This is a genomic window from Chitinimonas lacunae (assembly GCF_042650885.1).
GTDB lineage: Bacteria > Pseudomonadota > Gammaproteobacteria > Burkholderiales > Chitinimonadaceae > Chitinimonas_A > Chitinimonas_A lacunae.
Genome location: NZ_JBHSBU010000001.1, coordinates 2,032,390 through 2,046,944, shown reverse-complemented (window position 1 = coordinate 2,046,944; position 14,555 = coordinate 2,032,390). Strand labels below are relative to the sequence as shown.

Below are 14,555 nucleotides of genomic sequence, written 5' to 3'. Positions count from 1 at the left end.
GGCGGATGTCTATTGGGAGGTGCGATGTATAAGGTCTATGGCATGTCCTTGTCGGGTAACTGCTATAAGGTCCGGCTGGCGCTGGAGCAGTTATGCGCCATTTATCGCTGGATCGAGGTCGATGTATTGGCCGGCGACACCCGGCGGCCCGAATTCCTGGCGCTCAATCCGCAAGGCAAAGTGCCGTTGCTGGAGATCGACACAGACCGTCTGCTGGCCGAATCGAATGCCATCCTGTGTTATGTGGCTGATGGCACGCCGCTGTTTCCCGATGATCGCTGGTTGCGTGCCCAAGTATTGCAATGGATGTTTTTCGAGCAATACAGCCATGAGCCTTATGTCGCCGTGGCGCGTTTTATTTGTCGTTTTCTGCCGGAAAACCATCCACGCCGTGCCGAACTGCCGCGCCTCCATGAGCGCGGCCACGAGGCATTGGCCATCATGGAGCGCCATTTGAGCAGCCGGCGTTTTCTGGTGGCCGAGAGCTATACCCTGGCCGATATTGCCCTGTTCGCCTATACGCAGGTGGCCGAGGAGGGTGGGTTTGCAATGGCGGCTTATCCGGCCATTCAAGCCTGGCTGGAACGGGTCCGGGCACAGCCGGCCTTTGTGCCGATGGAATGGGTGGGAGATCGCGGGGGTGACAGCAGTCAGGCCGCCATGGATATCAGTCTGTATTAAATATTAATTTTTGTTTAATACAGTCTCCTTGTCTTGCAAAGACTTTTCCTGATTTTTTATCTTTGTTGCTGTTTCCTGTCCATCCCTTCCGGAATGGGCTGATTCTCCACGCCATAGCGCCGCAACAGCCGCGTCAGTCTGCCGCGACGCGCCATATCGTCCAATCCCTGTTCCAGGATCGCATGCAATGTCTCGGCCGCCTGAATGCGACGCGAGATCAGCATGTGAAACCCGGTCGGCGCAACACCGGGCAGAGGGCGTTGCTGTAGCTGCGGGTCGCGCAGCAGGGCGTTCATTTCCGGATCGGTCAGGCTAAAGCCCACGATGATTTCGCGTTTTTCCACGAACAGATCGCAGCGGCCCAGATGGAGCTTGGCGATCAACTGTGGAAAGCGGGTGGTGCCAAGGTCGAGGTCGTGCGTGCTCAGGCCGTAAGGCTCGTAGTTGTAGCCGAACAGGCCGCACAGCCGGTAGCGGCGCAGGTCGGCGAGCTGGTGGATATCGAGTTCGCTGTGGTGACGGCGCGAATAGAAATAGACGCTGTGGGTGAAATAGTAGGGTCGGGTCATCAGGTAATGACGGCGCCGTTGCTGGTTGTCGGATGCATTGAGCGCCAGGTGGTACTGACCGGCGCGCACGGCATTAAGACAGCGCTCCCACGGCAGCAGATCGATCTGGACCCTCCACTGCTGCGCATGGGCGATCTGTTGCAGCACATCGACCGAATAGCCGATCAGCGCGCCATTGTCGCGGTAGGTATAAGGCGGCCACTGGTTGATATCGTCGCACGCCAGCAATGGGCTGCCCGGTGGCCAGCCAGGCCTGGGAGGCAAAGCGATCAGCAACAGGGGCAGGGCTAGGATGGAGAACATCAAGCACGATTTCCGGGGGGACTACAGGCAATATAAGTCAGTGCCTCAAGGGGTGCTGGGCCGGCAGGGGCCTAGGGAAATCCCTATGTCATAATATTTTATTTGCGCTCAATGTGTTGCACGCACGTGCCATAAATCTTGCGTGAAACTTACAAAAAAAGGGTTGAGCATGCTGGGCGTCTCTCTATAATCGCTGGCCCTTAGCATCAAATAATATGTATTTGGATATGAATCAGCATAAAACCTCCTCTGTCCTGGCGCCCTGGCGCCATCGTGTCGCCTCCTTGTAGCGAGTCGCCGCCACCGCGGCGCCGCATCGTGCCGTAGGGCCTGCCGGCCCGGCTAAACGGCTGATTCCGCACCGTATTTCCCGGTTCCCTTTATTCCGCCCTATCCGCATTGCGCCGGATAGCGGCCCTCGTCTGCCTTGTCGCGTCCGGATCGAGCCATCGAGCCGGGTTTGCTGCTGCCGACGTGGGCAGGTTTTTTCTTCATGTCGAGGTTTGCATGGTTTCTTTGCGCACCAAACTCACCCCGCTGGCTGCCCTGTTATGCCAGGCGGGTCTCCTATTCATGGCTACGCCTGCATCGGCTGCGATGTGCATCGAGTGGACCACCACCGGCGAGGTGATCCCGTCGACCATCGATATTCCGGTACCGATGCCCACCTATTGCAGCGATAACGATGCTCACCGAAAGCTGACCTCGCAGCCCAACCTGGGTAGCTGCCCGGCTGCGCGAGTGCTGTTCAACCTGTGCGAGAGCCTGAGTTCCCACCCGATCAACTACGCCACCGGCAATAAGTTTCTGGCCGAGCAGGTGTTCGGCGGCACGGTGCACGGCACGCTGCAATTCAACCGCTTCTATAACAGCATGACTCAGGAGACCGACGCCGGCTTCGGTTTCGGCTGGCGTCACAACTACCACCGCAAGGTGGTGGACGTCTCGGACAAGAAAGTGCTGGTGGTGCGCGGCGACGGACAGGTGATCGAATTTGTGCGCGACAGTGCCACTGCGCCTTGGCGCTGCCCAGCGCTGCCGATGCTGAAGCTGGAGTCGGCCGGCGGCGGTTGGCGCTTTACCGACGATGACGACACGGTCGATATCTTTGCGGCCAATGGTCGGTTGGAACAGATCAAATATCGGGGCGGTCGTTCGGAAAGCCTTAAATACGAGACGGTCGATGGCGTACAGCGCCTGATTCGGATCACCGACAATTTCGGACGGAAACTGCGTTTCCGTTCGCAGATCACCGGTCTGCAAAAAATGTGGGGACCGGCCAATCTTGCCAAGGACGAAGAACAGGCCGATGGCAAAGGCGACGAATATCAATTCTTGATCAGCACGGGGCCGTATCTGTCCGGTGGGAAATATTCCGAACAGACCTATCGCTATGACCGCACCCTGTTCCCCGACGGCAGCACCCGTCGCTATCTCTATGGCAAGGGCGAGCAGGACTGGTATCTGATCAAGGAGCAGCTCAATAGCGAATTCCGCTCGATTGCCCAGTTCGATTACGACATGACGCCCAATCGGCCGCGCCGCGCGCTGAGCAGTCAGCTCAGCGGTGGCGTGGAAAAGACCGTGATGAAGTATGAAGGCAGCGGCAACAGCAGCAATACCGATTCGCTGGGCCGTACCCAGCAACGCAAGGTCAGCGTGATCAACGGCTTGGCATTGCCGACTGAGCTGATCGACCGCGATGGCAGCGTGACCCGCTTCGAGTACCACGCCAATGGCCTGCTCAAGGTCAAGGTAGGGCCGGAAAAGGTCAATGGCCAGCCCGTGCGTACCGAATACGCCTACGACCCGCAACGTCATCTGCTGACCTCGGAAATCGAAGCCGCCGGCACCGCACTCGCACGCGAGACCAAGACGGTCTGGCATCCGCAATGGAACCAGCCCAAGCAGATCATCGAACCTGACCGGGTCACCGAACTCGACTACGACACCCTGGGCAACCTCAAGGAGCGCAAGGTCACCGCTGCCGGCAAAACGCTGGTCTGGCGCTGGGAATGGGACAGCAATGGCCTGATGACCAAGTCGGTCGATCCGGCTGGTCTGGCCACTACCTATAAGTACGACGCCGCCGGCAATCTGCTTCAGATGACCGACCCGCAGCAGAAGGTAACGGTGTTTGCCGAGCATAATGCCTCGGGTTTTGCCCGGCGTATCGATACGCCCGATGGGGTCAGCACCCGCCTGGTCTACGACGTGCGCAACCGGGTGCGCGAGCGCCGGGTCGGCAATCTGAGCTGGACCTACGAATACGACGGGATGGAAAAGCTGCTGCGGACCACCTTCCCCGACCAGACCTGGCAGCGCTATGAGTACGACGCGGCCGAGCGGCTGGTGGCGGTGGTGGACAGTGCCGGCAACCGCATCGACTACGAGCTCGATAGCGAAAGCAATATCAAGGTGCTGCGTATCAGCCAGCCCAATGCCCAGTGGCAGCCGGGTACGCTGAGCGCACCGGTCTTCCTTGGCACCAGCCTGCCGGGTGCAATGGCTGGACTGCCCTATCAAGCCAAGGTGGCGCTGGCAGCGCAGCCTGCTGCCACGGTGACGCTGGCACAAGGCAATCTGCCGGCAGGGCTTACCCTGGCGCCCGACGGCACCCTGAGCGGCCAGCTCTCGGCTGCCGGCAACTACCAATTCACCCTCAAAGCCAAGAATGCCCAAGGCGAAGTCAGTGCGAGCTTCAGCCTCAACGTCAGTCCCTTGGCCGATGTGGCGCCAACATTTAGCCGGGCGACCAATGGCGACCCGCTGGTGATCCCGGCTGCCCGTACCAATGAGCGCTATGTCTTCACTTTGCATGCCGGAGGCTCACCGGCACCGAGATATGCGCTCAAGGGCACTTTGCCCAAAGGGCTGATCTTTGATGAGAGCGGCGTGATCTATGGAACGCCAACCGAGCTGACCGACCCGAAGGGCGTGGACATTCAGGTGACCGCCACCAACCGTGCCGGTCAAGCCACCTATGACGGCAAGTTGAAGGTGATCCAGGGGGGACAAGGAGCACCGGGCAGTTTTGCCGAGGCGGCACCGTTCAAGGTGGCCGGTAAGCCGCTCGGCCGCTGGCAAGCCGGGATGCGTTGGCAGGCCGACAGCCTGCAAGCGCTCAATGGCGAAACGCTGACGCTCGGTTATTCCGCTGCCGGTCAGGCTGCGATGGTGGTGGAAGCGGGCGGTCAGCAACTGTTGCTGACGCCGCTCGAAGCCGATGCCGAAGTGAAACTGGTCGCGGTGCTGGTCAATGGCGAGAGCCGTTTTGCCGCCAGTGTGCTGCGCGGCAAGGTGCGGATCGAGAGCGCCACGGCAGCGCAGCCGATGCTGCTGGCAGGCGATCACGTTCTGGTTGGCGACGGCCGGGCGACGGTGTTCGAAGTCGCTGCAGCCAAGGCTGGGCTGCTCCATATCAGCGCCCGTGCCAGTTCGGTCCGACTGCCTATCGCCGGTGGCCCGGCGGATCAACGGCTGCTTGCCGGCGAAGCGATCGATTGGTCGCCGGAAGCCGGACTCAGCAATCACCGGATCGGCAGCGCCGCGGCGGTCGAGTCGTCGAAGGATGGCTTGACCACTGCCCGAGTCAATGAGCCGCTGGTACGTCTGGGCGGCGCCCAACTGATGGAGCGCTTCGCGCCGCTGTTCGAGCAGAGTCTCGGCTTGCAATTGCAGGCTCCGCAGCAGAATCCGGACGGTCGGGTGGAATTCGGCCTTGGGAACGGTTCCAGCCTGCAAACCCAGCCGGTTGGCATGCTGCCGGTCGATCCGCTGCGCCAGAACGGCGTAAAGCTCCAGGCCGACGGCAGTGTGGAGCTGAGCACCGATGGCGTGGTGACTCGGCTGGTACCGGTGGCCCATCAGCTCGACAAGCTGCTGGCCGGTGTGCCGGGCAGCGAAGTGAAGCGCCTCGACAACGGCACCCTGATCGTCAAGCTGGAACAGGAAAGCTGGGCACTGCGCCCCGACTGGACCGTGCTGCCGGCTTCGGGTCAGGGCATGGAGCGCAATGCCGAAGGTCTGGTGCGCATCGTCAGCGATGGCCGCGCCCAGACGTTGTGGCCGGCCTTTGCCGACTGGAAACGGGTGGAAAGCCTGATCCGCACTCAGGATGCGGCAGCGGGCCTCACCCATAACGCCGATGGCAGTCTGACTGCCAGCGTCAACGGCCGCCGTCTGCTGCTGCAACCCGACTACCGTCTGATCGCTACCCCTGCTGAGCGCGCTGGCGCTGACACCTGGCAGGAAGGCGACACCCACTACGTCAACTACTTCGACGGCCATAGCCAAGGTTTCAAGTTGCGCTAAGCCGCTTTCTCCCCTGCCGGCCCAGCAGACCGGCGGGCGGGGAATGTTTTTCGATTTCAATGGAGATCAACGAATGAAGTTATCCAGAATCGGCGCCGCACTGGCGACGGCGGGTTTGGCCGTCGGTGTGACGGCTCCGCTCTATGCGCTGACGCTGCCCAGCGTCAGTCTGTTTGAACGGGTCACCAGTGAGCGAGCCTCGCCACTGGTTGCTTCGGCACGCACCAATTTCACCAGCGGTACGCTGCGATTTGGCATCAATTTTTCTGATCCCGACCGGATGGTGGTGCGGGCTGAGCTGTGGCACAACGGCCAGCTTCGGCAGAACATCGTTTCGGCAGACGATATCGTGGTCAGTGGCCTGCCGATCGGTAGTCACCGTTTCACTATCAAGCTGTTCGATGCACAAGGCCGCAGCCTTGAATCGGCCCCGCTGCAATTCGAGGTAAAACGCAACCAGAAGCCGACGATCAAGCTGTCCGGCCCGCCGCCTGGCTTTCGGATGGAGGCCAATCAGAATAAAGGCGAGCAGATCAATGTTCCGATCCGCGCCGAGCTGACCGATCCGGAATGCACCGGCCCGACCGCCATCTTCCTCAACGGTAAGGACGTCACCCCACAGCGTGACTTCAACGCCGCTCACTTCTATGAAGGCCCGATCAAGATGGGCGTCGGCACCCATACCCTGACGGTACGGGGCGAGGACTGCCATGGTGAAAGCGCCGACGAAAAGTCGCTGACGCTGACGGTGAAGCATTTGGAGCTGATGCCGCCTCCGACGCCGACGCCGACGCCGACGCCCACTCCGACGCCGACGCCCACTCCGACGCCGACGCCCACTCCGACGCCGACGCCCACTCCGACGCCGACACCCACTCCGACGCCGACACCCACTCCGACGCCGACCCCTACTCCGACGCCCAACCCGACTCCTGCCGGCACGGGTTCGGTGATCGAGACGCGCTTCGAGTACGACGCGCTCAATCGGCAGACTGCGTCGATTGACGCGATGGGCCGGCGCAAGAGCCAGGTCTATGACGCAGCAGGTCAGGTGACGAGCCAGACCGATGCGGCCAACCGCACCGTCGGCTATGAGTACGATGCGCTGGGTCGCCCGAAGCGGATGGTGCTGCCTGACCAGCGCGTGATCGAGATGGATTACGACCTCCGCGACGAGCTGACCTCGTTCAAGGACCCGAACGGCCAGACCACGCGCTACACCATCAATAGCCTGGGCGAGATCGGCAAGATCAACAGCCCCGATACGGGCGAAACCAGCTTTGTCTACGACGGTGCCGGCCGCATCAGCAAGATGACCGATGGTGCCGGCCGCAGTACGCAGTACGAGTACGACGGTCTGGGCCGAATCAAGAAAGCCAGCTTTGCCAGCGGCACGCTGACCTATACCTGGGACAGCGCAGCGAATGGCTATGGTCAGTTGCATAAGGTCAGCGACCCGTCCAGCTCGACCGAATATCGTTATGACGCGCTGGCTCGTGCAAGCGGCAAGACCGTAACGATCGCCGGTCGCAGCTATGCGCTCGACTGGAGCTTTGACGAAGGCGGCCGTTTTGCGTCGATGACCTATCCGTCGAAGCGCAAGGTGACGTGGCAGTATCAGAACGGCAAACCGGTCGCGCTGCTGCTCGATGGCAAACCGCTGCTGAGCGAGATCTCGGTGGCGATGTCGGGCGAGGTCGAGGGGTGGAAGCTCGCCAATGGCCAGCGCCATATCCGTCTCTACGATCAAAGCGGCTTCCCGCGGCAGATCGACGCTGGCAAGGCACTGTCGCTGACCTATAGCTGGACGGCGGCAGAAAAGGTCGACAAGCTGGTCGACCTCAATAGCGGCAAGACCTCGGCCTACGTCCACAACAACCGCGACTGGCTGACCGAAGAGCCGGGCAAAAGCTACGGCTACGACGCCAACGGCAACCGGCTGAGCCGCACGGCTAACGGTGCGACCACGGCGTACACCTACACGGGCAACCGCCTCGATAGCATCGGTAACCGCAAGTTCAGCTACGACGGCGCTGGCAACGTGCTCAACGATGGTCTGCGCAGCATCGAGTACGATGCGCGCGGCTATGTGAAGTCGGTGACGTTTGACAAGGTCAAGGTCGACTATCTGGTCGATGCCTCGGGCTACCGCATTTCCAAGACTGTAGCCGGCAAGACCCGAGATTTCGTCTACGACGAGAATGAACGGCTGATCGGTGAGTATGAGAACGGCCAGCCCGTGCTGGAGATCGTGTGGTTCGAAGATCTGCCGGTGGCGGTGCTGCAAGGTGGCGCGGTTTACAACGTCCACGCCGATATGCTGGGTACGCCACGTTCGATTGCCGATGCCCAAGGCAAGGTGGTGTGGAGCTGGAACCCGGATGCTTTCGGCAATGGTGCGCCGGATGCCGACCCGGATCGTGATGGCAAGCGCTTTGAATTCCCGCTGCGTCTGCCGGGGCAGTATCACGATGTGGAGACGGGGCTGTATCAGAATGGGGTCCGGACTTATGACCCGGATACGGGACGGTTCTTGCAGCCGGATCCGTTGGGGGTAGAGGCTGGGCCTAATCTCTACACTTATACGGCAAATGATCCGCTCAGTAGTGTGGATGAAGATGGGCGGATGAGCGCTGCTCGGGCCGCTGGGTTCGCTTTCCGCCTAGTTGGTAATGCCAGGAATTTTAAGAATCAGATTCAATATCTGAAGGCATTAGGTCGACTCAGCAAGGCTCTAAAGAAGTGTAAGCGTGGTAAGTCGATAAAGCATTCAAGCTCCAAAACAACAGATCTTTATCGGGCTGTAGGGCCGGAGGAATTTCATGAGGCAATGAACTCAAAAAGATTTTCCTTTCCGCCAAATGGTAGTGAGATGAAACAGTTTGGATTTGACCTTAAAGAAGTGCTGAGATTTTCTGATTTTCAGCGAGACTATGCTGCAATCCTTCGGGTAAAAATCCCGACTGACTCACTTAGTAAATTTAACGTCACTCATGGGCAAATTGATCCTTTTATCTTCAAAAGTGGAGTGCTAACGATTGAAGGGCAAGGGGCGCTTAATAACCTTAACAGTGTTATTAAGTCAGTTACTCATGCTTTTTAGAGGTGAAAGATGAGTGATCACCATATTACAGCTCTTGTGACGCTATCTACGGATGTGCCACAGCCAAAAAACGGAGGAGTTAGGAGCGGGTACGCACCTCATCACAAATTTGACGGAGTGGAGTACCTGGTTAGCGGATTTCATTCTTATGTTGATTCGGAAATTCATTATCCTGGTGAAACTGTCATGGCGGAAATTACATTTCCAAGCTGGGCCTTTTTTGGTGGGCAAATAAAGCCTGGTGATATTTTTGAGATTCGGGAGATGAGCCGGCTTGTAGGGTCTGGTATTGTTCAGTCAGTAGATGCCTAAAGCCGAAGGGTATAGCAATAATGAGAAAGAGCCATGCATAAAACGCATGGCTCTTCTGTTTTGTATGGCATAGAAGCTGTCCGGCTCGCCGCCTGGCTTTCGGATGGAGGCCAATCAGAATAAAGGCGAGCAGATCAATGTTCCGATCCGCGCCGAGCTGACCGATCCGGAATGCACCGGCCCGACCGCCTGAATCGCCCCGGGTTTCCTGGACACACCAAGAGCCTCAAACTGAGGCCCGGCGAATTCAAATTTGAAGTGCAATCGGGAAGCAAAGAAAAAAGCAGAGGGAGGCGAAGTGCTATAGGATGAGCTTCCGTTTTCCGCCAAGAAAATAAAAACCCATGAATTCCTACAGGCACTTCAGCCAAGCCGAACGATACCAGATAGAAAAAGGGTTGTGGGAAGGAATTTCACAAAAAGCGATTGCGGAGTTGCTGGGTAGAAGCGCGTCCTCAGTGAGCCGAGAAATCAAGCGAAACGGTGGCCAGCCAGGGTATCGAGCCGTGACAGCTCAAGAACGCAGCAGTCAAGTGAAAAGAACTGGCTCGTACATAAAAGAATCTCTGTGGCAAGACGTTGTGCTCAAGCCAAAAGAAGATTGGAGTCCTGAGCAAATCTCGGCTTCATTAGGCCGGGCCATCAGTCATGAGGCCATTTATCAGTGGATTTATGCCAACTCGGAGAATGAGCTGTGGCGCCATCTACGCCGCCGCCAACCGCGTCGGCGTCCATGGCGACGAGGGGTGAAGCGTTGCATCCTGATGAATCGTCGAGATATTTCGAACCGCCCAGCGGTGGTGGAAAGCCGAGAACGGGTGGGTGACTGGGAAGCCGATACGGTGATTGGGGCGGGTCAAGCAGGGGCGATCTTAACGCTGACCGAGCGTAAAACAGGTTTAATGTTGACCTATCCGCTAGCGAAGAAAACGGCCGAGGCGGTCAAGATAGGCATGATCCATTTATTGACACCGATTCGGGAGTGGGTCAAAACGATTACGAGTGACAATGGGACAGAGTTTGCGCGTCATGAACAAATTGCTGAAGCATTAGAAGCGGATTTCTTTTTTGCCAAGCCGCATTCCCCTTGGCAGAGGGGGAGCAATGAAAACGCGAATGGTCTATTGCGCCAATATTTTCCCAAAGGATCACCTTTGGATAAAGTGCGAGAGGCCGACCTTCACTTTGCTATGCAGCGCTTAAATACTCGTCCTCGAAAGCGGTTTGGCTATGTGGCGCCGCTGCAACAATTCGAAAAGCTAACGGGAATGACGCAAGTCCATAATTTAATTGGAATTGCACTTCAAAATTGAATTCACCGATGCTGTAATGATTCCTGCTGGTGGAAGAATGATTGTCGTTGATTCGGCAGGCACATTCATCACTGCAATTGGTAAAACAACTAATAAGTGGTACCATTTGGCTAAGCCGTTGATGTAAATTTTTCCGGGATTGGGGGTATGTTGATGCCCCCAATTTTTGTTCGGCCTTGAAATGGAGTGCTCTAATGTTGGAAAATATGAAATTCCTAAATGGGAGAGTGGTAGAAGGAATTTTTCTAAGAATATTTCCTCCTTATGGAGAGGGAGATTTTTCTAGTGCCGATATATCTGTAGGGCTAAGGCTCTTAGGGGAAAAGGAAATGCTGCTGATTTTCGTTTCCTCTGAAGATAATTGGGCAATAAAGGCGGCGTTCGTTTGCGTTCCCAAGTTTAAAGCATGGCTTGAGTTTGAAAGAGATCTTCCTGCTATTTTGAACGGGGAGAAGGAGGTTGAGTATGCTTATGTCTTTTATGATGTATCGGGGCAAGAGGTTTTTTCTGAGATCGTGGGCAAAAAAATTGTCTCTGTAGAAGCTCTGACGATTGACGAGGATTGGGAGCCTTTTGGGCTGAAGTTGAATTTTGAAAGGGACTATATCCTTGTATATCCCAATACGGACGGAAGCGCTTTTGAGACAAAGTTATATAAGCATGGGAGAGGGCTTGGAGAGTTCGAAGTGATGGGGGGGATTCAATATAAAAAATTGTAGGGGATGTAAAAATAGGTAAATGTCATGGATTAATTATGAATTCTTTCCCGTCTGAACTAAGCAAATCAGTGCATGCCGAAATTACGGAGTATTGTATTTCTGGGGATGCTCTTGCTGAGCAAGAGTGTTATGAAGAAGCCGTATTTCAATACAACAAAGCCTGGGAGATGATTCCTGAGCCAAAAAATGAGTGGGAAGCCTCTACATGGGTATTGGCTGCTATTGCCGATGCTTGTTTTTTTATGGGTAAAAGGAAATCTGCCCGGCAAGCATTGGAATATGCAATGTATTGTCCAGGGGGATTAGGGAATCCCTTTCTTCATCTCCGATTAGGTCAGGTTCTGTTTGATGCAGGCGAGCTGGACAAAGCGGCTGATGAGCTGATGAGAGCTTACCTGGGAGGGGGTGGAGAGATCTTTGCTCAAGAGGACCAGCGTTATTTTGATTTCTTAGTTAAAAAAGCGAAAATTTAGATAGCTGCATACCTGTGCCCCCACCTGATTACACAGGTTTGGTGTTGGAAAGAACAGAGGTAGAAATTTTGGTGGGCGGGGAGAGATATATAAGAATATGGGGTCCGCTAGATTGTATTGAAATGAACGAAGTTCATCTAATTCAGCAATACATTCAAAATTCGCTTGCTATTTGGGACGATGAAGGAGGAGTGCTTTGATCTTGATGTCTGAGCACCAGGGTCCAGTTTAATCCTGCCGTAAATCGCCCCGGGTTTCCTGGACACACCAAGAGCCTCAAACTGAGGCCCTCAAGAAAGTGTCATGAGCCGTCTGCAAAAATACCGTTCATGACCGCTTGGTCATCTAAACGAGGACGACCTCGGTCTCCTCGATGGCAGGAAACAAGGTAGTTTTTTCTACAGCTTCGATTACAGCGCTTGATTTTTCGTCGGGCTTTGAATCATCGCCTCCTTCGCCTGCTTGTTCAAACTATTTTTTGTTAGCGGCTCTGAGTCAGTTCCTCATGCTTTTTAGAGGTTAGAAATAAGTGATGAACACATTACAGCATCTTGTGGCGCTGTCTACGGATGTGCCACAGCCAAAAAAACGGAGGAGCTAAGATTGGATACACACATTTTACTAAAGAGGTAAATAGTGAATTGGCCTGAAGAGATTGCCATACTTGTCTTTGTTAAAGAGGAGCTGGCAAAGGTAGATAAAAAGGGCTGGTGGTCTTATCATTTTCCGGAAGTGGCAGCAAGTCGAACCCGCTTGTCAGAATTGGAAAAAGACTTGGGTTGTTCGCTTGATCCCCAATACGCTAGTTTTCTGCTTTACGCGGATGGATGGCAGGGGTTTTATCAAACAGTTGATTTGTTTGGTTGTAATGAATTGTCCGGTAACAAAAAGATGCAACAGGCACTTGAATTGTTGCGGGCCACTGAAGATGGGGCTCTAGAGCAAGCTGGAATAACAAGGGAAGATGTTATTCCCATTGCCGCTACCTCTTGTGATAAGGACATTTTTCTTCTCGCGAAACCTCATACTTCCATTGCCGGTACAGTATTGTGGTTCGCAGGTGAGGAGATTGATCGCTTTGAAAATTTTGATGAATTTTTCTTGGCGATGGTCGATTACAATCGAGAGGAAGTTTTCTCTCTGCGAGGGGCTGATGATCATTAAGAAGCTGGCACTCCTCCCAGGTAGAGAGAGGCCGTCCAATTTTTAAAATAATCTGCTATTTGTTGTGCTGGGCCGATTTCCTGCATGGCAGGAAGTCGGCCCATGCATTGAGAGAGTCATCAATAAAAAAGAGCCATGCATGAAAAGCATGGCTCCATTATTTTGGAGATGAAGAATTAGCGACTTAACTCGCCAATGTCTCCACCACCAATTTCTTCACCGCCGCGGCATCATTGCCCACCACCTGGAAGCGCTGGGGCTGTTTCTCCAGATCGGCGAATTTGGCTGGGCGCTGCGGCTTTTCACCCAATGCCTCGACGATGGTAGTCTCGAACTTGGCCGGCAGTGCGGTTTCCAGTGTCACCATCGACACGCCCTCACGACGCTGTTCCAGAGCCACCTTGACTCCGTCGGCGGTATGCGGATCGATCACCCGATTCCAGCGTGACTTGGCGAGACGGATGGTATCGATACGGTCCTGATGGGTGCTCTTGCCCGAGGCGAAGCCGAACTTGCCGACCATTCGGGCGAAATACGGGGTCTTGCCGAGATCGAAGCCGCCGGTGCGGTCGACCTCCTGCCATAGCCGTGCCAGTTCTTCGCTATCGCGGTCGATCAGGTCGAACACGAAGCGCTCCAGATTGGATGCCTTGGAGATATCCATCGACGGACTGGACGTCGCCAGCGTATCGGCCGAGCTGCGCACCCGGTAATTGCCGGTGCGGAAAAACTCGTCGAGCACATCGTTCTCGTTGGTGGCAACCACCAGCCGCCCGATCGGCAGGCCCATCTGGCGGGCGATATGGCCAGCGCAGATATTGCCGAAATTGCCCGACGGCACCACGAAATCGACCGGGTCGCCGATCTTGGGCGCCGCGGCCAGATAGGCGCGGAAGTAGTAGACCACCTGCGCCACCACCCGACCCCAGTTGATCGAATTGACCGCGCCGATCTTGTATTCGGCCTTGAAGGCGGCGTCGGCGTTGATGGCTTTGACGATGTCCTGGCAGTCGTCGAAGGTGCCTTCGACGGCGAGGTTATGGATATTGGCGTCAGCGAGGCTGAACATCTGGGCGCGCTGGAACGGGCTCATCCGGCCGTGTGGGCTCAGCATAAAGACATTGACGCCGCGTTTGCCGCGCATGGCGTACTCGGCGGCCGAGCCGGTGTCGCCTGAGGTTGCGCCGACGATATTGACCCGCTCGCCACGCCGCGCCAGTACATATTCGAACAACTGGCCCAGCAACTGCATCGCGATGTCCTTGAACGCCAGGGTCGGCCCGTTGGACAGTTCGAGCAGATAGAGGCCGTCTTCGAGCCGGGTCAGCGGTGTGATATCGGCCGAGCCGAACTGCGCCTCGGTGTAGGCGGCTTCGACCAGCCTTTTCACGTCTTCGGCCGGAATATCGGTGGCAAAGCGCGACACGATCTCGAAAGCGAGCTGCGGATAGCTCAGCGTGCGCCAGCGCTCCAGGGTCGCGGCATCGATATGCGGGTAGCGCTCGGGCACCACCAGGCCGCCGTCGGGAGCCAGGCCGCCCAGCAGGATGTCGCAGAACGACTGCGGTGCCATGCCGCCACGGGTGCTGATGTAGTCCATGGTC

The 14,555-nt window shown here is 56.3% G+C and carries 10 protein-coding genes; 8 read left to right on the top strand and 2 right to left on the bottom strand.

The genetic code is table 11. The annotated features are described in order from the left end of the window. Positions 1-24 precede the first annotated feature (24 nt). Entirely contained in the window at positions 25-681 is a 657-nt protein-coding gene (locus ACFOW7_RS08295; protein WP_378163029.1) for a glutathione S-transferase family protein, read from the top strand. A gap of 56 nt (positions 682-737) precedes the next feature. Here the strand turns inward: ACFOW7_RS08295 and ACFOW7_RS08290 are convergent, their stop codons facing one another. Further along, positions 738-1,553 carry a substrate-binding periplasmic protein gene (locus ACFOW7_RS08290; protein ID WP_378163027.1) on the bottom strand — a complete coding sequence of 272 codons (816 nt, stop codon included), beginning with the start codon at positions 1,551-1,553 and terminating at the stop codon, positions 738-740. A gap of 507 nt (positions 1,554-2,060) precedes the next feature. Here ACFOW7_RS08290 and ACFOW7_RS08285 point away from each other — a divergent pair. The 7 genes from ACFOW7_RS08285 (at position 2,061) to ACFOW7_RS08255 (ending at position 12,951) form a co-directional block, all read left to right on the top strand. Next, on the top strand, positions 2,061-5,867 hold the full coding sequence (locus ACFOW7_RS08285; protein WP_378163023.1) for a putative Ig domain-containing protein: 3,807 nt from the start codon (positions 2,061-2,063) through the stop codon (positions 5,865-5,867). Positions 5,868-5,910: 43 nt separating this feature from the next. Continuing rightward, positions 5,911-8,970, top strand: a complete 3,060-nt coding sequence (locus ACFOW7_RS08280; RefSeq protein WP_378163020.1) for an RHS repeat domain-containing protein — start codon at positions 5,911-5,913, stop codon at positions 8,968-8,970. Between the two features lie 9 nt (positions 8,971-8,979). Further along, complete coding sequence (locus ACFOW7_RS08275) at positions 8,980-9,282, top strand: hypothetical protein (RefSeq protein WP_378163018.1); 303 nt, start codon at positions 8,980-8,982, stop codon at positions 9,280-9,282. Between the two features lie 344 nt (positions 9,283-9,626). Then, the gene (locus ACFOW7_RS08270; protein WP_378163016.1) at positions 9,627-10,595 is read left to right on the top strand and encodes an IS30 family transposase; all 969 of its coding nucleotides are present in this window, start codon (positions 9,627-9,629) and stop codon (positions 10,593-10,595) included. Between the two features lie 194 nt (positions 10,596-10,789). Then, the gene (locus ACFOW7_RS08265) at positions 10,790-11,314 is read left to right on the top strand and encodes a hypothetical protein (protein WP_378163014.1); all 525 of its coding nucleotides are present in this window, start codon (positions 10,790-10,792) and stop codon (positions 11,312-11,314) included. 35 nt (positions 11,315-11,349) lie between these two features. Continuing rightward, entirely contained in the window at positions 11,350-11,787 is a 438-nt protein-coding gene (locus tag ACFOW7_RS08260; protein WP_378163012.1) for a tetratricopeptide repeat protein, read from the top strand. Between the two features lie 636 nt (positions 11,788-12,423). Further along, on the top strand, positions 12,424-12,951 hold the full coding sequence (locus tag ACFOW7_RS08255; RefSeq protein WP_378163010.1) for an SMI1/KNR4 family protein: 528 nt from the start codon (positions 12,424-12,426) through the stop codon (positions 12,949-12,951). 184 nt (positions 12,952-13,135) lie between these two features. Here ACFOW7_RS08255 and thrC read toward each other — a convergent pair whose 3' ends face one another. Then, positions 13,136-14,551 (bottom strand): threonine synthase, encoded by a 1,416-nt coding sequence (gene thrC / locus ACFOW7_RS08250; protein ID WP_378163008.1) that lies wholly within the window; start codon positions 14,549-14,551, stop codon positions 13,136-13,138. Positions 14,552-14,555: the final 4 nt, after the last annotated feature.

What these genes read in the sequence shown, in the direction of transcription:
- thrC (WP_378163008.1), bottom strand. Translation starts at nt 14,551, where the DNA reads ATGGACTACATCAGCACCCGTGGCGGCATGGCACCGCAGTCGTTCTGC.
- ACFOW7_RS08265 (WP_378163014.1), top strand. Translation starts at nt 10,790, where the DNA reads ATGTTGGAAAATATGAAATTCCTAAATGGGAGAGTGGTAGAAGGAATT.
- ACFOW7_RS08270 (WP_378163016.1), top strand. Translation starts at nt 9,627, where the DNA reads ATGAATTCCTACAGGCACTTCAGCCAAGCCGAACGATACCAGATAGAA.
- ACFOW7_RS08280 (WP_378163020.1), top strand. Translation starts at nt 5,911, where the DNA reads ATGTTTTTCGATTTCAATGGAGATCAACGAATGAAGTTATCCAGAATC.
- ACFOW7_RS08295 (WP_378163029.1), top strand. Translation starts at nt 25, where the DNA reads ATGTATAAGGTCTATGGCATGTCCTTGTCGGGTAACTGCTATAAGGTC.
- ACFOW7_RS08260 (WP_378163012.1), top strand. Translation starts at nt 11,350, where the DNA reads ATGAATTCTTTCCCGTCTGAACTAAGCAAATCAGTGCATGCCGAAATT.
- ACFOW7_RS08290 (WP_378163027.1), bottom strand. Translation starts at nt 1,553, where the DNA reads ATGTTCTCCATCCTAGCCCTGCCCCTGTTGCTGATCGCTTTGCCTCCC.
- ACFOW7_RS08285 (WP_378163023.1), top strand. Translation starts at nt 2,061, where the DNA reads ATGGTTTCTTTGCGCACCAAACTCACCCCGCTGGCTGCCCTGTTATGC.
- ACFOW7_RS08275 (WP_378163018.1), top strand. Translation starts at nt 8,980, where the DNA reads ATGAGTGATCACCATATTACAGCTCTTGTGACGCTATCTACGGATGTG.